Annotated in this window: 14 protein-coding genes; 9 read left to right on the top strand and 5 right to left on the bottom strand. The window is 53.2% G+C overall.

Translation table 11 applies throughout. The features are described from left to right. The first annotated feature begins 147 nt into the window (after positions 1-147). The 8 genes from TREPR_RS02580 (at position 148) to TREPR_RS02545 (ending at position 9527) form a co-directional block, all read left to right on the top strand. Entirely contained in the window at positions 148-1449 is a 1302-nt protein-coding gene (locus TREPR_RS02580; protein ID WP_015706723.1) for a hypothetical protein, read from the top strand. A gap of 109 nt (positions 1450-1558) precedes the next feature. Next, complete coding sequence (locus TREPR_RS02575) at positions 1559-2557, top strand: tryptophan--tRNA ligase (protein ID WP_015706722.1); 999 nt, start codon at positions 1559-1561, stop codon at positions 2555-2557. A gap of 70 nt (positions 2558-2627) precedes the next feature. Next, entirely contained in the window at positions 2628-3848 is a 1221-nt protein-coding gene (locus tag TREPR_RS02570) for a DUF3798 domain-containing protein (protein ID WP_015706721.1), read from the top strand. 115 nt (positions 3849-3963) lie between these two features. Further along, entirely contained in the window at positions 3964-5193 is a 1230-nt protein-coding gene (locus TREPR_RS02565; RefSeq protein WP_015706720.1) for a DUF3798 domain-containing protein, read from the top strand. Positions 5194-5260: 67 nt separating this feature from the next. Further along, the gene (locus tag TREPR_RS02560) at positions 5261-6853 is read left to right on the top strand and encodes a sugar ABC transporter ATP-binding protein (RefSeq protein WP_015706719.1); all 1593 of its coding nucleotides are present in this window, start codon (positions 5261-5263) and stop codon (positions 6851-6853) included. Beyond that, positions 6850-7932, top strand: a complete 1083-nt coding sequence (locus TREPR_RS02555; RefSeq protein ID WP_015706718.1) for an ABC transporter permease subunit — start codon at positions 6850-6852, stop codon at positions 7930-7932. Before TREPR_RS02560 ends, TREPR_RS02555 begins: the two co-directional genes overlap by 4 nt. After that, positions 7929-9077 (top strand): ABC transporter permease subunit, encoded by a 1149-nt coding sequence (locus tag TREPR_RS02550; protein WP_015706717.1) that lies wholly within the window; start codon positions 7929-7931, stop codon positions 9075-9077. Before TREPR_RS02555 ends, TREPR_RS02550 begins: the two co-directional genes overlap by 4 nt. 3 nt (positions 9078-9080) lie before the next feature. Next, positions 9081-9527 carry a DUF6672 family protein gene (locus TREPR_RS02545; protein WP_015706716.1) on the top strand — a complete coding sequence of 149 codons (447 nt, stop codon included), beginning with the start codon at positions 9081-9083 and terminating at the stop codon, positions 9525-9527. Between the two features lie 138 nt (positions 9528-9665). Here TREPR_RS02545 and TREPR_RS02540 read toward each other — a convergent pair whose 3' ends face one another. The 4 genes from TREPR_RS02540 to TREPR_RS02525 all read right to left on the bottom strand — a co-directional run bounded on the left by TREPR_RS02540 (position 9666) and on the right by TREPR_RS02525 (position 15850). Then, the gene (locus tag TREPR_RS02540) at positions 9666-10061 is read right to left on the bottom strand and encodes a putative toxin-antitoxin system toxin component, PIN family (RefSeq protein ID WP_015706715.1); all 396 of its coding nucleotides are present in this window, start codon (positions 10059-10061) and stop codon (positions 9666-9668) included. 12 nt (positions 10062-10073) lie between these two features. Beyond that, a complete protein-coding gene (locus TREPR_RS02535) occupies positions 10074-10328 on the bottom strand; it encodes an AbrB/MazE/SpoVT family DNA-binding domain-containing protein (RefSeq protein WP_015706714.1) in 255 nt (84 codons plus the stop codon). A gap of 388 nt (positions 10329-10716) precedes the next feature. Beyond that, positions 10717-14703 (bottom strand): beta strand repeat-containing protein, encoded by a 3987-nt coding sequence (locus TREPR_RS02530; RefSeq protein WP_041610982.1) that lies wholly within the window; start codon positions 14701-14703, stop codon positions 10717-10719. A gap of 475 nt (positions 14704-15178) precedes the next feature. Further along, positions 15179-15850, bottom strand: a complete 672-nt coding sequence (locus TREPR_RS02525) for a response regulator transcription factor (RefSeq protein ID WP_015706711.1) — start codon at positions 15848-15850, stop codon at positions 15179-15181. A 264-nt stretch (positions 15851-16114) separates the two neighbouring features. Here TREPR_RS02525 and TREPR_RS02520 point away from each other — a divergent pair, with 264 nt between their 5' ends. Beyond that, positions 16115-18877, top strand: coding sequence for an adenylate/guanylate cyclase domain-containing protein (locus TREPR_RS02520; protein WP_015706710.1), 2763 nt, complete (start codon positions 16115-16117; stop codon positions 18875-18877). A 12-nt stretch (positions 18878-18889) separates the two neighbouring features. On the opposite strand, the gene TREPR_RS02515 is transcribed toward TREPR_RS02520, so the two are convergent. Continuing rightward, a complete protein-coding gene (locus tag TREPR_RS02515) occupies positions 18890-19300 on the bottom strand; it encodes a hypothetical protein (protein WP_041610981.1) in 411 nt (136 codons plus the stop codon). Positions 19301-19326: the final 26 nt, after the last annotated feature.

The raw sequence follows: 19326 nt of genomic DNA, 5'->3' as shown, positions 1-19326 counted from the left end.
TCAATATTTATAAGTTATATCTTATAAAACGGTGCCTGGCACCAAACTTTTGTTAGTTGACTAAAACTCCATTGCGCTATAGGGTATATATAAGTTATGAATAGCTAACTTTATTGGCTGCCATAACAGCAATTTTCAGGAGGTTTTATGATACTAAAACAGCTACAATGGGGTCCTACGCTCCTCGGCGTGACATTGCTTGCGGGATGCCTTACAGGTAAAGCGGCGGAAGTTCCGAAAGCTCCGGCTTATACGCCCCCTTCCACGAGCCTGGTTAAGACCTTGGATGCCCTTTCCGGCGCCAGCATTTCCAGGATAAACTCAGCCAGCCTTGCCTATGTGAACGGTACCAGGCTGAATGCCCTGAGCGTTGATAATCCCGATCAGCCGCTTAATACGGCGGAGCTTCCGGTCAATGCCCAGTTTGTAACTTCAAATAAGGGGACCCTGGCGATTGTTACCCCTATTGGGGATGCGGCGGGGAGCAGGAAAATTCATATTTACAACCAAAGCCTGGGGCAGCCTATAAAGACATTTGACTTTGAGGGCACCGCTTTTACCCACGATGGTTTTGCTTCAGTTGCTTTGACCGATGAGTATCTGGCCATAGGAAGTGTGGAGGGTACAACAATCTACATTTATGTCTATGACATACAGGGCAATAAACCGGTTGGTAAGACCAATGTCAGCGCCGACGGCGCTCCCGCTGATGGTACCATAGCAATCGCCGCCAAGGGCAATTATCTTGTGGCGGGCCTCGGGCCGGTCGGGACCGGTGTTTATCAGATCAATCCCGAAACCCTGGGAATTACCAAGTCCGGTACCCTTGATGGGGTTTCCACCCACTGGATAAAGTACAACGACAGATATGTTATTGAGTCTAAAAACACCGGGGTGGTCAAGGTCTGGAAATGGGGCGCCGGTGCAGCTGCGCCAACAGCAGGGGGCTCCATTTCTGTGCCAAACCCGGCTACCGGCGTTTCAGGAACCGTGCGGGCCCTTCAGTTTGACCCTGAGAACCCCGATACCGCCTACTTTGCCAGTTGGACCGGCGGCGGGGTGTACAAGGTGAACCTTGCCAATGCCAGCCAGGGGGATGCCGCCAGAACGCTCCTGTTTAGTTACCCGGCGCATACCGGCCCCGCCGTTACTTACCTGAGCGCCTGGATGATTGAAAAGGAAAGCAATAAGGGTGATACGTATTTTGTCCTAACCGGGGGCCACAGTCCTAATGAGCCTGACAGGGCCGATCCGGGCATTACCCTGATATTCAAAAACCCGCCATCCGATGGCAGCGCAGCAGTCCCGTTCATAGTCCAGGACAATCAGCCCAGCAGGGTACGGACCTTGAGAACTTTGAAGGATTCTCACGGGAACATCTATTTTGCCGCCAAGGACAGTGGCGGAACCGCAAGCGGTAAACTGACGCTTAGATCGATTAACTATTAGGGAGAACGCCCCCGAAGGGCGGAAAGCTTTTTCGGGGGTACTTTACTATGAAGCAATGAGGCAACTCATTACCCTTTACGCCCCTTTCTTTTCCGGGTAAATTAAGGGAATGAAAAAGATATCTCTCACCGGAATCAAGCCCACCGGGATACTCCACGTGGGCAACTACTTTGGGGCCATCAAGCCCGCCCTGGAACTGGCCAAGGAATACGACTCCCGGTACTTTATCGCCGACTACCACGCCCTGAACACCATGAAGGACCCTAAGGAACTTTCCGCCCTGATCCGGCAGGTTGCCGCGGGGTGGCTGGCCGCCGGACTGGACCCGGAAGAGGTCATCTTTTACCGCCAAAGTTCCATCCCCGAAACCTTCGAGCTTGCCACCCAGCTCATGGCCTTCACCAGCAAGGGGTTGATGAACCGGGCCCACGCCTACAAGGCCTTCGTGGCTGATAACACCGAAAAGGGGGAGGATCCTGATGCAGGGGTCAACATGGGGCTCTTTACCTATCCGGTACTCATGGCGGCGGATATCATTCTCTTTAATTCCGACGTGGTTCCCGTGGGGAAAGACCAGGTCCAGCACATCGAAATGGCCCAGGACATAGCCCAGGCGGTGAACGCCAACTACAAGCAGCAGGTACTGAAGATTCCCCAGGCAGCGGTCCAGGAGTCGGTGGCGGTGATCCCCGGCCTGGACGGCCGCAAAATGAGCAAAAGTTACGGCAACACCATCCCCCTCTTTGCCCCGGAAAAGGAGCTCCGCAAGCTGATCATGCGGATCGTCACCAATTCTCAGGCCGTAGAAGAGCCCAAGGACCCGGAAGTCAGTCAAATCTATCTATTATATAAGCTTTTCGCCACCGCAGATGAGCAGGCTAGTCTGGCCAAGCGCTACCGGGAAGGCGGCATGGGCTGGGGTGAGGCAAAGGAAGAGCTCTTCCGGGTGGTAAACCGGGAACTTAGCCCCATACGGGAACGCTTTGAGGCGATCCTGGCGGATCCCACAGGGCTGGACGCCATCCTGGTCCGGGGGGCGGAAAAGGCCCGGCCCATAGCGGCGGCCACGGTGATGCGGTTCAGAAAAGCCGCCGGGATAGACTGGTAAGCCGGATAGTTTCCCGGTCTATTGACACGATCTATATTGGGGTAAAAACTGATAAATTATGGAGGAATACATGAAAAAAATTAGTTTGGCTATTTTTGCCCTGTTAATGACCGGTGTTCTGGTCTTTACCGGATGTCAGAAAAAAGAGCCCGCGGCCAAAGCCGCTTACCATATCGGCATTATGACCGGTACGGTTTCCCAGTCCGAGGACGACCTGCGGGGCGCCGAGGAACTTATCCGGCGCTACGGGGCAGTGTCCTCCGGGGGCATTATCCAGCACGTAACCTACCCGGACAACTTTATGTCCCAGCAGGAAACTACCATCACCCAGATAACCACCTTGGCGGATGATCCCCTGACAAAGGCCATCGTCGTAAACCAGGGAATCCCCGGTACCGCCGAAGCTTTCCGGCGGATTAAGGAACGGCGGCCCGACATTTTGCTCTTTGCCGGCGAATCCCACGAGGATCCCCTGGTTATCCAGAAGTCCGCCACCCTGGCGGTCAGCGCGGACTTTATTTCCCGGGGTTATACCATCCCCTGGGCGGCTAAACAGCTCGGCGCAGACACCTTTGTGCATATCTCCTTTCCCCGGCACATGAGCTACGAATCCCTGGGACTGCGCCGCCAGATCTTCGAGGCGGCCTGTAACGACCTGGGCTTAAAATTTGTGTTTGTAACCGCCCCGGACCCGACCTCCGATGTGGGTGTGGCCGGCGCGCAGCAGTACATCCTGGAACAGACCCCCCAGTGGATTGCCCAGTACGGTAAAAACGCGGTCTTCTTCTGTACCAACGACGCCCATACGGAACCGCTGCTCAAGCAGCTCCTGGTTTACGGCGGCATGTTTGTGGAAGCGGATCTTCCCAGCCCCCTGATGGGCTATCCCGGTGCCCTGGGGATCGACCTCTCCACCGAGGCGGGTAACTTCCCGGCTATCCTCAAGAAGGTGGAACAGACCGTGGTGGACAAGGGCGGCGCGGGCCGTTTCGGCACCTGGGCCTTCTCTTACGGGTTCACCGCCTCTGCGGGACTCGGCGAATTCGCCAAGCGTATCCTGGACGGGAAAGCTTCAGTTGACAGCACCGCGGATCTCTACGCCGCACTGGGAGAATTTACCCCCGGCGCCAAGTGGAACGGCGGTTTCTATGTGGACGCCAATACCGGGATCCGGGCGCGGAACCAGATTCTCATCTATATGGACACCTATATTATGGGCAAGGGATACCTTCCCACCACAGAACAGACAGTACCTGAAAAATACTACAACATAAAGTTCCAAGGCAATTAAACGCCGGGCTGAAGACTATACAGGCGCCTCCATTTTGCGGGCGCCTGTTTTTTTTTGTCAAATTGTATACAAGAGCCTTAAAATCCGGTATAGTTAATTTTTATTGGAGGAAAGTATGAAAAAACTGAGTTTAATTGCCCTGACACTGATACTGGGCAGCGCAATGGTCTTTGCAAACGGCGCAAAACAGCCCGATTCGGGCCAGGCGGCCCCTGCCTATCACATCGGCATTATGACAGGGACGGTTTCCCAGTCCGATGACGATTTGCGGGGCGCCGAGGAACTGATCCGCCGTTACGGGTCAGTAGCCAATGGCGGTATTATCCAGCATGTTACCTACCCGGATAACTTCATGGCCCAGCAGGAAACCCTGATTACCCAGATGGTGACCCTGGCGGATGATCCCCTGATGAAGGCTATTATCATGAACCAGGGCGTATCCGGTACTGCGGAAGCTTTCCGCCGGATCAAGGAGAAACGCCCGGACATCCTGCTTTTCACCGGTCAGCCCCAGGAAGACCCCCTTATCATTCAACGGGTCGCGGATCTCGCCATTAATGCGGACTTTATTTCCAGGGGCTATACCATTCCCTGGATTGCCAAAGAACTCGGCTGCGATACCTTTGTACACATCAGCTTCCCCCGGCACATGTCCTCCCAGACCCTGGGACTCCGCCGGCAGATTTTTGAAGAAGCCTGTAAGGATTTGGGGATCAAGTTTGTATTTGTTACCGCCCCGGACCCCACCTCTGATGTGGGAATCGCTGGCGCACAGCAGTACATCCTGGAACAGACCCCCCAGTGGGTAGCCCAGTACGGCAAAAACTCGGCGTTCTTCTGTACCAATGATGCCCATACGGAACCCCTTATCCGCCAGCTTATGCAGTACGGCGGCTTTTTCCCCGAAGCGTCCCTCCCCGCCCCCATCATGGGCTATCCGGGTGCTCTGGGAATTGACCTCTCTGCCGAAAAAGGGGACTTCCCCGCGATCCTCAAAAAAGTTGAACAGGCGGTGGTCGATAAGGGCGGCTCCGGACGTTTCGGTACCTGGGCCTATTCCTACGGTTTCTCCGTCAGCGTGGGGCTCGGCGAATTTGCCAAACGTATCCTGGATGGAAAAGCCAAAGTTGACAGCCGGGACGACCTTTTCGCCGCTCTGGGAGAAGCTACACCCGGTGCGGAATGGAAGGGCAACTACTATCAGGACGCCGCCACCGGTGTGCGGGCCCGCAACCAGATACTGGTTTACATGGATACCTACATGTTCGGCAAAGGTTACATGAAGGCCACCGAAGTAGTGGTTCCTGAGAAATATTACAACATCACGTTCCAGAGACCTAATTAATTTTCATTGAGACGTTTTAAGAGGGGGTGGGCTTGCCCACTCCCTTAGCTTTGTTCAAGGAAATGCGATGGCCAATGATGTTCCCTTGTTAAGACTGGAAAATATTGCAAAAAGCTTTTACGGGACCACGGTCCTTTCGGGGATTAATTTTTCCCTGGAAAGGGGTGAGATTCTCGGCCTGGTGGGGGAGAACGGCGCAGGCAAAACGACCCTCATGCACATCCTCTTTGGTATGTCCGATATCATCGAAACCGGGGGATACAGCGGCCAGATTCATATAGACGGAAAACCCATATCATTCAAAAGCCCCTTCGACGCCCTGGATGCGGGGATCGGCATGGTCCACCAGGAATTTTCTCTGATACCCGGTTTTACCGCCTGTGAAAACATCATGCTCAACCGGGAACCGCTGAAACAAAACCCAGCGGTAGAAGTTTTCGGGGAGCGGCTTGCCACACTGAAACGGGAAGTAATGCAGGAGCGGGCCACCAGGACCATAGCCAAGCTGGGGGTTACCATCTCCCCGGAAACGGTGGTCTCCGAAATGCCCGTAGCCCATAAACAGTTTACCGAGATAGCCCGGGAAATCGACCGGGATCAGGTCCGGCTCCTGGTACTGGACGAGCCTACCGCGGTCCTTACCGAAGGGGAGGCGGAGATACTCCTGGGGGCCCTGAAACGGCTGGCCGGAGAGGGGATCGCCATCATCTTCATTTCACACCGCCTCCGGGAGGTAACGGAATTATGCGACCGCATTGTGGTTCTCCGGGACGGGAATGTGGTCCGGAACACTGAAAATAAAAACGTTACCGTACCGGAAATCACCACTTGGATGGTGGGGCGGGAAGTGTCGGTCCGGGGCGGCAACCATGAAAAACGGCGGCTGGAAGGGGAAGCCTTCCGGGTGGAACAGCTCTGGGTGGACATGCCCGGGGAAACCGTCAGGGACGTTTCCTTTTCAGTCAAAAAAGGGGAAATTTTCGGCATAGGCGGACTAGCCGGTCAGGGCAAACTGGGGATCCCCAACGGCATCATGGGCCTCTATGCCGCCGGAGGCCGCTCCTGGATGGACGGCGCCGAACTGCCCCTGGGCAGCCCCCGTCAGGTCCTGGACGCTGGCGCCGCCTTTGTCTCCGAAGACCGCCGGGGGGTGGGGCTGCTTTTGGATGAAAGCCTGGACTGGAACATTGCCTTTGGGGCCATGCAGATCAAGGGGCAGTACCTGAAATCCTTTTTCGGCGGCCTCTTCCACCTACGGAATGAAAAGGCCATGCGGCTTTTGGCTGAGGACTATATCAGCAAATTGGAAATCAAATGTACCTCCAGCAAGCAGCCTGCCAAGGAACTTTCCGGAGGAAACCAGCAGAAGGTCTGTTTGTCCAAGGCCTTTGCCCTGAACCCAAAACTGCTTTTTGTATCCGAGCCCACCAGGGGTATCGACGTAGGGGCAAAAAAAATAGTCCTGGACACCCTTTCCGATTATAACCGGAACAGGGGAACCACCATCATAATGATTTCCAGCGAACTGGAGGAACTCCGCTCCATCTGCGACCGCATCGCCATTGTGGATGAAGGCCGGATCGCCGGCATCCTGGAACCGGATGCCCCGATTACCGAATTTGGGCTTCTTATGGCCGGAAGGGCGGGGGAAAAAGTATGAGCGACATCAGCGAAAAAAACAGCCAAAACGATTTCAGCGGCAAGGTACGGGAATTTATTACCGACTTCGGATGGCCCCGGCTTATCATCTTTTTCTTTGTGGTAGCCCTTTTCATTGCCGCCCCCTTTGTAGGTGTCAATGCGGACAGCTCTATAAAAGATGTGCTGGTCCGCTTCGGCCAGAACGGGGTAATGGTACTGGCCATGGTCCCCATGATGCAGTCCGGGGCGGGGCTCAACTTCGGCCTCCCGGTAGGGATAGTGGCGGGCCTTTTGGGTTCCACCCTTGCCATGCAGTGCGAATTTACCGGCGCCCTGGGTTTCCTTATGGCGATCCTTTTCAGCATGCCCTTTGCGCTCATCTTAGGCTGGCTCTACGGGCTCCTCCTCAACAAGGTTAAAGGCGAAGAAATGACCATCGCCATGTATGTGGGCTTTTCTATTGTTACTTTTATGGCGATCATGTGGCTCATCCTCCCCTACACCAACCCCACCATGGTCTGGGGCTATACCGGGAAGGGGCTGCGGACCACCATCACCCTGGACGGGTACTGGTCACGGGTGCTCAACAATTTTCTTGTAATAAAAATAGGGCCCTATTTTGAATTCCCCACCGGGGCGATCCTCTTCTTTATCCTTATGGCCTTTATCATGTGGCTTTTTATGCGGAGCCGTACCGGAACCGCCCTCACCGCAGTGGGATCAAATCCGGACTTTGCCAGGGCAGGGGGCGTTTCGGTAAACCATTGCCGGATTATCGGGGTAGTGATTTCGTCAATATACGGCGCCATCGGCATACTCACCTACCAGCAGGGCTTCGGTTTTATACAGCTCTACCAGGCGCCCCTTTACATGGCCTTCCCCGCTGTGGCGGCCATACTTCTGGGGGGCGCATCGGTAAACAAGGCCAGCATCCTCAATGTGGTGGTGGGGACCTTCCTCTTTCAGAGCATCCTCACCATGACCCCCTCGGTAATCAACAATGTACTGCAAACCGATATGTCCGAGGTTATCCGGATTCTCATCTCCAACGGGATGATCATCTATGCCCTGACCCGGAAAACGAAGGTGACCAAATGAAGCAGAATTTTAAGTTACAGAGCTTTCTGGCTGATAACGCAGTAGTTCTAATCTTTGTGATCATCACCCTGGGGGCAATTCCCATTTCAGGGCTCCCCCTCACATCGATTGTGCAGGAAATACTGACCCGTATAGGGCGGAACTGCTTCCTGGTATTCAGCCTACTCCTCCCCATCATGGCGGGAATGGGGATAAACTTCGGCATGGTCCTGGGCGCCATGGCGGGACAGATCGGCCTCATCTTCGTGGTGGACTGGAACATTGTGGGGGTTACAGGGCTGCTCTTTGCAAGCCTAATCGCCATCCCCATTGCGGCAATCCTCGGCTGGATCGCCGGGCAGATACTCAACCGCGCCAGGGGCCGGGAAATGGTTACCGGCTATGTGCTGGGTTTCTTTATGGACGGCTTCTATCAGTTCATCGTCCTCTATCTTATGGGGCAGCCTTCCATCTGGACCGCAAAGGTCCTGGACAGGTGGACCGCCCTTATACCCATACATTCGCCGACGATCATCCTTTCCCGGGGCTATGGAATACGCAACACCCTGAACCTTGATGCGGTACGCCAGTCCCTGGACAAATTCATTCCCCTTAAAATCGGGGCCATTTCAGTTCCTGTGGCCAATTACATCGTGATCGGCCTTCTCTGCCTCTTTATTATCTGGTTCAGGAAAACAAAGCTGGGCCACGATATGCGGGCGGTAGGGCAAAATCAGGCGGTTGCCCATGCGGCGGGGATACCCGTGGACCGCACCCGGATCCTGGCGATTGTCATTTCCACGATCCTCGCAAGCCTGGGACAGATCATCTTTTTACAGAACATGGGGAACATTGCCACCTACAACGCCCATCAACAGACCGGGTTTTTCGCCGCCGCAGCGATCCTCGTGGGGGGCGCATCGGTGTCCAAGGCAAGCATACCAAATGTGTTTATCGGAACCATGCTGCTCCACCTCATGTATATTGTGGTGCCCCGTGCAGGGACCAACCTCTTCGGGGACGCCCAGATCGGTGAATATTTCAGGGACGCCTTTAGTTACGCGATCATTGCCCTGGCGCTGGTCATCCATGCCTGGCGCAAACGGGCCAATGCGGAAGCAGCCCGTTCCAGCCTGCGGGGCGGGACAGAAGCGGTGAAGGAATAGGGTATGGAAAACAATATCAAAAGGCGGCGCCTGATTATCCGTTCAGCCCTGGTGATTGCCTGGATCGGCCTGGGAGTGCTTCTCTTCATTCTGAACCGCGGCCATTCGATCCTGGTGGATAACCGTAATATAGAAGCGGACAATATCCGGGCCCCGGACTTAATCAAAGTTTCAGTAGACGGCAGCAAGACCCTGGAATTTTTCCGGGGTGACCGGGACATTTTCGATGTGGGCGGGGGCCTGCACCGGATCAGGGTAGAATTCAGCGATGGTAAACCGCCCTTTGAAACAAACTTTACCCTGCCCCTGAAGCCGGACATGTTCCTCCTTTCCATACCCCGGATGATCAACGGCATGGAGCCCTATTTTGAAGAATTCCATTCGACGCCGGAACCCAGAAAACCGGAGGAGGAAGAGCTTCCCGGGGAAGAGGAAATTATCCTGCCCTAACGATTCTCCGGCGCTTAATTTAGTAATACATTTATTTCGTCTATTATTTCTGAAATTTCATCTTCCGTCGATTTTGTAATGAATTTAATATTTCGCTTTTTCCAATCAAGGCTTTTTACTTGATCTGATAATACCACTTTATCCTATTTTATATTTATCTAAAAATTGTCTCGGTTTAATTATTATTGGCTTATTAATTTGAATTTCGTCAAAATCTTTATCACCGGTTATTAATATATCAACATTTGATTCAATAGCATTTGCAAGTACAGGTAAATCAGCTACATCTCTTATTTGTGGATATTTTTTATTATTGTCCATTTTAAGATCAAATTTCTCATAGATTAATTCACCCATGAAGGTATTTTTTTCATTAATCTTATGAGGAAATTTATCTAAAAATACATTATCGACTTCTTTGATTGTATAATTACACAAAACCAGTATATAGTTTCCAATTATGCAATCAAATACTTTAGCTACAACTGATGATGGGAATAGAATTGCAGAAATGAGAATATTTGCATCAGCCATTATGCGCATATATTATTTTACATGACTTTTTCGCATTTTTTTTATATATTGTACAACATCATCAAGGTCATTAAAACCTGCTTTTTTTGCTTCACCCGTCATAGCTTTTTGAAAAGTTTTTAATGCTACAGAAGCTGTATTTTGAAAATAAAATTTACCATTTTCTTCAAAAAATATAATTTTATCCCCCGCTTTTAGGTCCATTTTCCGCCTAATATCTTGAGGTATAGTTATTTGCCCTTTTGAGGTAACCTTCGCTATTTCCATATCCTACCTCCTTACTTTCCTTACTAACAAATATAGTATATTCTTATTATTTTGTCAATATTTTGTATATTTTTGGTAAAAATCTTAGCCCAAAAATTTCGCCTAACGAAGTTTATGCGAATTTCATCTATTTCCCCATACCCGCTGTGTAAACGGTACTTTGGATTTTGCTTTAATAGTGAAAAATATTTTTTTGTATTGGTACCGATGATTGCAAAAAAAGCCCGGGGTTACCGGGCTTTTTATTGCTTTCTTTTGCACAGAAATAGTATTTACTGCGATAGGTTAAAAAGGTGACTGTCACCATTTTTCCGTTTTTCCAGGCTAAAAAGGTGACTGTCACCGTTTTACGTTTTACTGGTGACAGTCACCTTTTTTCCGTTACTGCTTAGTCCGCTGTGGCGGGGTGTCCGGTTATCAGGCCGTCCAAACCGCCTGCACCTCCACCTGCGATGATATAATCATCCTCTTTGGGGCTGCCGGTAGATGCGCCGAAATACGCCCAGCCGGTAGCATTCTTATACAAGGCATTTCCGTATCCGCTGGGGGCGCTGTTGTTGGCGGTAATGGTTCCCTCCGACATGAAGAACCTGGCATTGCCACTGCTTTGATTAACATATACGCCGCCGCCGATGGTGCTGGCGATGTTGCTGCTGATGGTACCGCCTGATTGGGTAAATATACCGTTGAAAACATACACGCCGCCGCCGCCGCTGGCGGTGTTGCCGCTGATTACGCCACTACTGGATAGGTTAAACGGGGTTTGTCCGGAAAGATACACGCCGCCACCGCCGTTGGTGGCGGCGTTGTTCTTGATGGCGCCGCCCGTCTGGTTAAACGTGGCTAAGGATCCGCCTAAAACATACACGCCGCCGCCGTCGGTAGCGGTGTTACCGCTGATTTCGCCATTGCCGGACAGATTAAACGTGGGGTATGGGCTTGATCCGGTATGATACATATACACGCCGCCGCCGTTGGTGGCTTTGTTGCCGCTGATTAGGCCGCCGGACTGGTTAAACTTGCCTTTATAAATATACACGCCGCCGCCGTCGTTGGTGGCTTTGTTGCCCTTGGCTGCTGTATCGCCGCCGATTGTGCCGCCGGACTGGTCAAACGTGTCGTTCTCAGCAGCATACACGCCGCCGCCGTCGTTGGTGGCTTTGTTGCTGCTGATGGTACCGCCTGATTGGGTAAACTTGGAGTTGGCTCCGCTAACATACACGCCGCCGCCGTTGGTGCCGGTGTTGTTGCTGATAGCGCTACTGCCTGACAATTTAAACGTGCCGGCGGCAAGATACACGCCGCCGCCATTGGTGGTGGCTTTGTTGCCCTTGGCTTCTGTATCGCCACCGATTGTGCCGCCCGTCTGGTTAAACTCGGAGCTGTTTCCGGTAAAATACACGCCGCCGCCGCTGGTACCGGCTTTGTTGCCGCTGATTACGCCACTGGCGGACAGATTAAACTTGCCGGTAACATACATGCCGCCGCCGTAGGAGGTAGCTTCGTTGCCGCTGATGGCGCCGCCGGACTGGTTAAACGTGCCTCCGTTAACATACACGCCGCCGCCGTTGTTGGTGGTAGCGGTGTTGTCGCTGATCGTGCCGCCGGACTGGTTAAACGTGCCGCTACTAGAAACATACACGCTGCCGCCGTAGGTGGCTTTGTTACCGCTGATTTCACCGCCTGATAACTTAAACACACCAGTATTAACAACACCGCCACCGTAGGTGCTGCTGTTGACGTTGCCGGTTAATTTCGATCCGGTATTCATGATAAATTCAGCAGTGCTACCCAAATACACAAGTTCCTTGGTATTGCTAGCTTTGCCCTTAAGGGTAACGTTGTCGTTAAGCGTAAGACTGCCGCTTGTGCCAATCTGGAACATCCTGCCGTTACTCTCAAGTGTAATCGTTCGTTCTTCGCCTACGCCTTCCAGGATGATTGCTTTGTTGGAGATACTGCCAGTGGCAGCTTCACCGGCAACGCCTTCATTGCCGTACAGGTAGATGGTGGTTCCGGTCGTGGCGGCGGTTACGCGGGCGAGAAGGCCCTTCGTGCCGGAAGTTGCGTCTGTCTTCGCCGCGGCAAGGGCGCTGATAAAGGTTCCGCTCGCCCCGTCAAGGGTGCCTTTTGCGCTGTTAGCTGCAGCTGCTGTCGTGGGGTTGTCATAGGCGCTCTGGGCAGTACTGATGGCAGTTTCATAGGCTGTGCGTGGGTCGGTTCCGGCCAGAACTTTTAAGCCTACCGGGATGGCGGCGGCGGATCCGCCTTGAAAAATGCCCCCAGCGGCATACTTTGTGCCTTCCGCAAAGTCGGTGGTAATAACGGCGGCATTCTTTGCCGTGGTCGCCGCGGTAATGGCGGTCTGTAGCTGCACTAAGGCGGTTACCAAGTCGGCGGCGTCCTTAGCGGTAGTGAAGGTACCTGTTGCTGTTTGGAGGGCAGCTATCGCCTCAGTCACCTGCTCCTTGGTTGATCCGTTGGTGTGGACCCACTGTGCGCTAGTAATCGCCGTTTGATAGGCGGTGTTTTCCGGGATATTGATAGAAGAGTTCAACGCTAGGGCTTCGGTAATCTTCCCGGCCAGGGTGGCTTTGGCCTCCGCCAGCTCTTTCTTAGCGGCATCCGCTTCGGCATCCGCTGCGGTGATCCATTTGGCGTACACGGTGGTATTGCTGTTCACGGCGGCGGTAAAGTCGTACTTGACGGTTAATCCTTCTGTGGTGTACCAGTCGTCAAAGTTAACGCCGTCTTTGGTTGGGTTTGCCGGGCGCGTTACGGTCCCGCCTGCGCTTACCGTCTGGGCGGCAATCGCGGACCCGCCTTCACCGGTATTGAAGGTAAAGGTATAGATTGCGATGGAGACATCGGCCTTGGCTCCGTCCTTCTTCGCATCGTTAAAGGTGTCTTTGGCGGCATTCAGGGTCGTGACTGCGTTGTCTACTACCGCCTGGGTTGCCGAATTATTTGCGGCTACCCCATCGGCAGTAGCAATAGCGGTGGTAAAGGTGTCCAGTGCCCCTTGGGTCACCCACTTGGTCCCGGTTGCGACATTCGCTGCGGCGGTATCAACCACCACGCCGGACTTGGCGCTATTCGCCGTGGTAATGGCGGTATTGAGGGCGGTTTTATTTATTGTTACCCCGCCGGTCTTGGCTCCGTCCTTCTTCGCATTGTTAAAGGTGGTGACCGCAGTGCTCAGGGCAGTAACGGCGCTGCTCACTTGAGCCTGGGTCGCCCCGTTGTTGGCGGACACGGTTTCGGCATTGGTAATCGCCGTGGCAAGGGCATCCCAGGCCCCTTGGGTCACCCACTTGGTCCCGGTGGCCACATTCGCCGCGGCGGTATCAACCACCACACCGGACTTGGCGCTATTCGCCGTGGTAATAGCCGTGGTGAGGGCGGGCTTATCTACGGATACTTCGTTGGCCTTGGTCCCGTCCTGCTTCGCGGCATTAAAGGTGTCTTTGGCGCTGTTCAGGGTAGTAACGGCGCTGTCTACTTCCGCCTGGGTTGCCCCGTTTTTGGAGGATACCCCTTCGGCGGCACTTATTGCGGCATTAAATGTACTCAGTGCCCCTTGGGTCACCCACTTGGTCCCGGTGGCCACATTGGCGGCGGCGCTATCAACCACCACACCGGTTTTGGCGGTGTTTGCCCCAGCAATGGCGGTATTCAGTTCAGCCTTGTTGGCGTTTACGATATCGGTCCCGGTTCCGTCCTGCTTCGCCCCGTTAAAGGCGGCAATGGCAGCATTCAGGGCTGTTACCGCGCTGGTAATCTGGTCTGCGCTTGCTTCGCTGTCGGTGGCTACCCCTTCGGCAGTGGCAATGGCGGTATTAAAGGCGGCCAAAACCTCCTGGGTTACCCACTCAGTCCCGATGGCCACATTGGCGGCATCGGTATCAACCACCACACCAGCCTTGGCAGTGTTCGCCGCAGCAATGGCGGTATTGAAGGCGGCCTTGTCGGTGGTTGTGCTGCTTAGGGTGATGGTGTATTCCTCTGTCTTACTGCCCACCGTCACGGTGATGGTCTGGTCCCCGGTTTCGTCGGGGTTGTACCCGGAAATAATTATGGTGATACCCCCTACGGTATAGGTGAGGTCCCCTGCCTCATCAAGGACACCAACGGTTCCCTCAGGAAGGGTTACGGAGCTGGCTACTCCATTGGAATAGGTCAGGGTTACAGTCAGCCCGCCTACATTCAGGTCGGCGCCCGCAGCATAGGTTTCCGGCGCTCCCTCTATGGTAATGGATACCAGGAATGGCACTTTGGTGCCGCCATCTCCGTTCTCGCACCCTGCCAGGGCGAATGCCCCGAGCAGCGCGAACAACGCCACAAGACGAATACTTACCAGTAATGTCTTTTTCATACAAAAATCCTCGCTTTTTTGCGGGTGAATACCCGCAGTATACAAATTGAACGAACCCAACGGATTCGGAATCTCCTTTTTGGTGCCGGTGTTGAGCCTCTGGGGAAAAAAGAAAGCCCGTGCCTCCATGCGTGAGGGTACGGGCTTTTTGCCAGGGGTGAGAAAAGAACTGTTTGGGTTACCGGGAACTTAGGGGGAGGAAAGGGCTGTCCGAAAATGGGCCGGTTTCTATATCCTAGTAAACCTATCGGTAATGGGGGGGGTAGTGTTAGTTATTTTAGTCACTATAAAAGCAACGTGTTCATGCGCTGTATCCGACGGATTGGTCATGTCATACCCCCTTTTTATAGTTCTCCACAGAGGAGAAATAGCTTTATAGATAAACATAGCGCGTTTAACCGGAAATACCGGTTTCTTTTGGCTAGACTTTGGGGGTAAAATATAGACTTTTGTCTAGGTTTTATTCGCACGTGTTTTATCCATGGGGACTAATGAGCCCGTTAGCCACGGCGTATACCACGTACTGCATGATGCTATCGTAGCCGGTTTTATTGAGGATGCCGGTGATAACCGCCTTGAGGGTGCCTTCGGAAATGTTGAGTTCCTGCTCAATAAAACGGCGATCCCGGGCTTGGGCAAGGAGGCGCAGGATCCGCATCTCCCGGTCGGTAAATTTCGGGCTCAGGGTCGCCAGGGTGGGGATATGGGTGGGAAAGGTGCCGTATCCTGCCATGGTTCCCCGGATTATCTGTAAGAGTAAATCGTTCTTTACGTTTTTATAGACAAAGCTATGGGCCCCGGCTTTTTTTGCGGCCTCGATAAAGGTAATCTCCGGGAAGGCGGTTATGATGACGATCTTGGTGTCCGGGAATTCAGCTAGGATTTCCTGGGTGGCGCTTATACCGTTAATTTGGGTTCGGCTGCTTTCTTCCTGCTCCAGGCTCCGGTGGGAACCGCCGTTTACCAGGTTGTCGTCGGTAAGCACATCCATAAGGATAAGGTCAGGCCGGTTCTCACGGCAGAACTCCAGGGCATCTCCGGCATGTTCCAGGGCGCCGACGACCTGCATATCCTTCTCATCGGAAAGTATTGTGGTCAATGCTTCCCGGAGCATGGTCATGTCCTCAACAATCAGTATGCGTATCATGTGTATCTCCATTGCCCAACAGCATACCGGCTATCAATCTGAAAAACCCTAACTTTTAGCCAGACTTTTGGCCCTTTGTTAAGACTTTTCTCCAGAACCTACTAATGCCGGTGTGCCAGGATAACGGGGGTGACAATGAAAAAAAAGCCGCCTATTTTCAAACTATTATAAATTGCGCAAGCCGGTTCTTGTGGTTATTCCTAATTTGGACTAACCCTAAGCCCCCGGATTGTTAAACTCCTTGAAAACCGCTATACTGGCAAAGTGAAAAAGTACCTGTCCTTTGGGGTCCCCATACTGGTAACCCTTGCCTGTTCACTGCTTTTCTTCACCTCCCTGGATAACAAGATCTATGACCTTTTGCTCAGAACCATCCCCAGCCTCACCGAAGACAGCTCGGTACTTATCATAACCGTGGATGACGATGCCATCGCCAATACCGGGGTATTCCCCTGGCCCCGGGATATCCTGGCGGACGCCATCGTGTTCCTCCGGGAAATGGGCGCCGATACGGTGGCCTTCGACCTAAACTACCTGGACCGGAGCCCCCGGCGGGTGGACCCGGATTATGTGCAGAATACCTTGCCCGCCATGTTGGACAACGAATTTTTCCATATTAACGAAGCCGCCGGCCAGGTGCTGGATGGCTTTTCATCCGGGGAGCTGCGCCCTTCCCAGGCGAGAGAATATAAAGAACAGCTTTTTGACTATTACCGCTCGATCCGGGAAAATGTCCGGGAATCCCTTTCCTATGTAAGCCGGGATGAGGATGAATACTTTGCCCAATGCCTGCGGTTTTTCGGGAAATCTTTCCTGACCCTGACTATGATTACCCGGGGGGACATCCAGGGCCTGGATCAGAAACTGGACCTGAGCGGGATGAATATCCCCTATCTCCAGGAACACATCGCCCTGAAAAACATCAGCGCCGAAAAAGACACCCTCACAGGCAACCAGCCCGGGGTACTCCCCTCCATTTTCCCACTCCTGTCCCGGGCAGAAGGCGCCGGCTTTGTCAACGCCGCGCCGGATGGGGATGGGTACTACCGGCGGGTTCACCTGGTGATGAAGCACGCCGGCGTCTATTACCCACACCTCGCCCTGGCCGCCCTTCGTGAAATGATCGGCAACCCGAAAATTGTGGTGACCAATAGCTCAATACTCCTGAAGGACGCGAATATCAGGGGAACGATCAGGGATATTACCATACCCCGTACCCGGGACGGCTCGGTTTTAATCAAATGGCCCAAAAAGCCCTTTAATGACTACAATACCATGTCCGCCTGGAACCTCATCAGGTACAATACCCTTGAGAAAGACTTCATTCGGAACCTGTCTGTGATGGAATCCTCGGGCTTTTTTTATTATCTTGATGAAACAGCCAGTCCTCTGAAAGCTTATAATGCCGCCAATGAGCTTCAAAAACTCCTCTCCACGGAGATTTCCCCGGCTGAAGCCGATGCCGGAAATACCGGGAAAGATCAGAGCGGCCATGGGATCAACTTTGAAGCCTACCGGGCAGCCCGGCAGGAATACCTGGATCGGGCTGGAAATTTTTTGACCGGCTTCTATGAAGAAAATATCCTGGCCGATGTGGCCGGGAATGAGGTCCTGGAAGATTTTGTCAAACAGCTTTTTGCCGCCAGCCGGGAACAATTCAACACCCTCCTGGACATACGGAAAGATGTGGGCCGCCGGGTCTCGGGTACCCTTTCGGTGATCGGGGTAAACGCCACCTCCATGACCGATGTGGGGCTCACCACGTTCCAGGAACGGTTCCCCAATGTGGGGGTCTACGCCACCCTGGCTAACATGATACTTTCCGGCGAATTTCTGGATAACGCCCCGACATTCCTCTCCTTCATCATCGCCTTAGCTCTGTCCCTGGGCCTGGGCTTGTTAATCCGCCGGCTGAACGATGTGGGGAAGTCCATTGGCGCTGGCATAATCGCCATAGCCATAAGCGCTTGTCCCCTGATCATCTTTTTTATTATCACCAAACGCTATATTGGGGTGGCAGTACCCTTTGCCTCGGTCACCTTCAGCTTCCTGAGCCTTTCTGCAATAAACTTCTTTTCCACCTCCCGGGAAAAATCCTTCCTCCGCGCCGCTTTTTCCCGGTACCTCGCCCCCCAGGTGGTGGAGCAGATCATCTCGGATCCCTCCAAACTCAACCTTGGGGGGGAAGAACGGAAAATGACCGCCCTCTTCACGGATATCCGGAGCTTTTCCTCTATTTCGGAATACCTGCTCCCAAAAGATCTGGTTAACCTCCTCAATATTTACCTCACCGAAATGAGCGATATCATCCTGGAAAACCGGGGAACCGTGGATAAATACGAAGGGGACGCCATTATTGCCTTCTTTGGGGCGCCCCTTGATTTGAAAGACCATGCGGCCCTGGCCTGCCGAACCGCAATCAATATAAAAAAAGCCGAAGCCCGGTTAAACGCACGGTTTTTGGATGAAGAAGCTACCCCCATTCCCTCCTTTACCCAGATGATAAAAGAGGGGGTCCTCAAGCTCCCGCCCCTATTCACCCGTATAGGGATAAATACCGGGGACATGATCGTAGGGAACATGGGAACTCCCAATAAGATGAACTATACCATCATGGGCCATGCGGTAAACCTGGCTGCCCGGATGGAAGGGGTGAACAAACAGTACAATACCGGGGGTATCCTGGTCACCGAATATACCCGGCAGGAAATGGACGACGAATTTGTATTCCGGCGGCTGGATCGGGTCCGAGTAGTAGGGGTCAATACCCCTATACGGATATATGAACTCCTGGAAGAACGGTCGGGATCTCCGGAAGAACTGCTGGAATGGGTGCAACGCTGGGAACAGGCAATGAAATTATACGAAACCCTGCACTTTTATGAGGCTGAAAAAATGTTCCGGACCCTGGCAAGCCAAAGGCCGGAAGATATGGTAGCGAATTTGTATCTTGCCTGGAGCGGGCAGCACCTGAATAATCCTCCGCCCCCAGACTGGGACGGAGTGATCAATCTGACTCAGAAATGAGCTTTAAAGAACTTATTCCGCCCAATCCAGGCCGTTGACTTCACTTGCCCTGGAGGCGGAAGTGGGGATATTGGAAGCTCCCTGGGAGCCTGCGGCCACATTGGAATTGGTCACATTTCCCCCCACGGAAATCCTGCCAGCCCCGGCTCCTGCGCTAAGCAGACTTTCCAGGGTACCCTGACGGGCCGCCCGGATGGTCGTCTCCTGGCCTCCATTCCCGACAACCAGAACAGCATTAAGCCCGATTTTCACTACCGTAGCCGAACTGAGGGTATCCCCCACAGAAACGGCAACCCATTGGCCCGAAGGTCCCTGTTGATCCACCTTTCCGGTTAAGCTTTTCACCGTGAAAGTATCCGCTCCAAAAGCAAGGCCCGCCAAGACAAAACTCAGAACCAAGCTGAGAAATAATGTTTTTTTCATACAAACCTCCAATATCAGATTATCAC

Source organism: Treponema primitia ZAS-2, assembly GCF_000214375.1.
GTDB classification, from domain to species: domain Bacteria; phylum Spirochaetota; class Spirochaetia; order Treponematales; family Breznakiellaceae; genus Termitinema; species Termitinema primitia.
The sequence above is the reverse complement of the archived record's forward strand: the minus strand, read 5'-3'. Positions and strand labels throughout refer to the sequence as shown.

Excerpts from the sequence above, each read along its gene's own strand:
- TREPR_RS02570 (WP_015706721.1), top strand. The coding sequence starts at position 2,628 with ATGAAAAAAATTAGTTTGGCTATTTTTGCCCTGTTAATGACCGGTGTT.
- TREPR_RS02555 (WP_015706718.1), top strand. The coding sequence starts at position 6,850 with ATGAGCGACATCAGCGAAAAAAACAGCCAAAACGATTTCAGCGGCAAG.
- TREPR_RS02535 (WP_015706714.1), bottom strand. The coding sequence starts at position 10,328 with ATGGAAATAGCGAAGGTTACCTCAAAAGGGCAAATAACTATACCTCAA.
- TREPR_RS02580 (WP_015706723.1), top strand. The coding sequence starts at position 148 with ATGATACTAAAACAGCTACAATGGGGTCCTACGCTCCTCGGCGTGACA.
- TREPR_RS02575 (WP_015706722.1), top strand. The coding sequence starts at position 1,559 with ATGAAAAAGATATCTCTCACCGGAATCAAGCCCACCGGGATACTCCAC.
- TREPR_RS02540 (WP_015706715.1), bottom strand. The coding sequence starts at position 10,061 with ATGGCTGATGCAAATATTCTCATTTCTGCAATTCTATTCCCATCATCA.
- TREPR_RS02550 (WP_015706717.1), top strand. The coding sequence starts at position 7,929 with ATGAAGCAGAATTTTAAGTTACAGAGCTTTCTGGCTGATAACGCAGTA.
- TREPR_RS02565 (WP_015706720.1), top strand. The coding sequence starts at position 3,964 with ATGAAAAAACTGAGTTTAATTGCCCTGACACTGATACTGGGCAGCGCA.
- TREPR_RS02515 (WP_041610981.1), bottom strand. The coding sequence starts at position 19,300 with ATGAAAAAAACATTATTTCTCAGCTTGGTTCTGAGTTTTGTCTTGGCG.
- TREPR_RS02530 (WP_041610982.1), bottom strand. The coding sequence starts at position 14,703 with ATGAAAAAGACATTACTGGTAAGTATTCGTCTTGTGGCGTTGTTCGCG.
- TREPR_RS02560 (WP_015706719.1), top strand. The coding sequence starts at position 5,261 with ATGGCCAATGATGTTCCCTTGTTAAGACTGGAAAATATTGCAAAAAGC.
- TREPR_RS02545 (WP_015706716.1), top strand. The coding sequence starts at position 9,081 with ATGGAAAACAATATCAAAAGGCGGCGCCTGATTATCCGTTCAGCCCTG.
- TREPR_RS02525 (WP_015706711.1), bottom strand. The coding sequence starts at position 15,850 with ATGATACGCATACTGATTGTTGAGGACATGACCATGCTCCGGGAAGCA.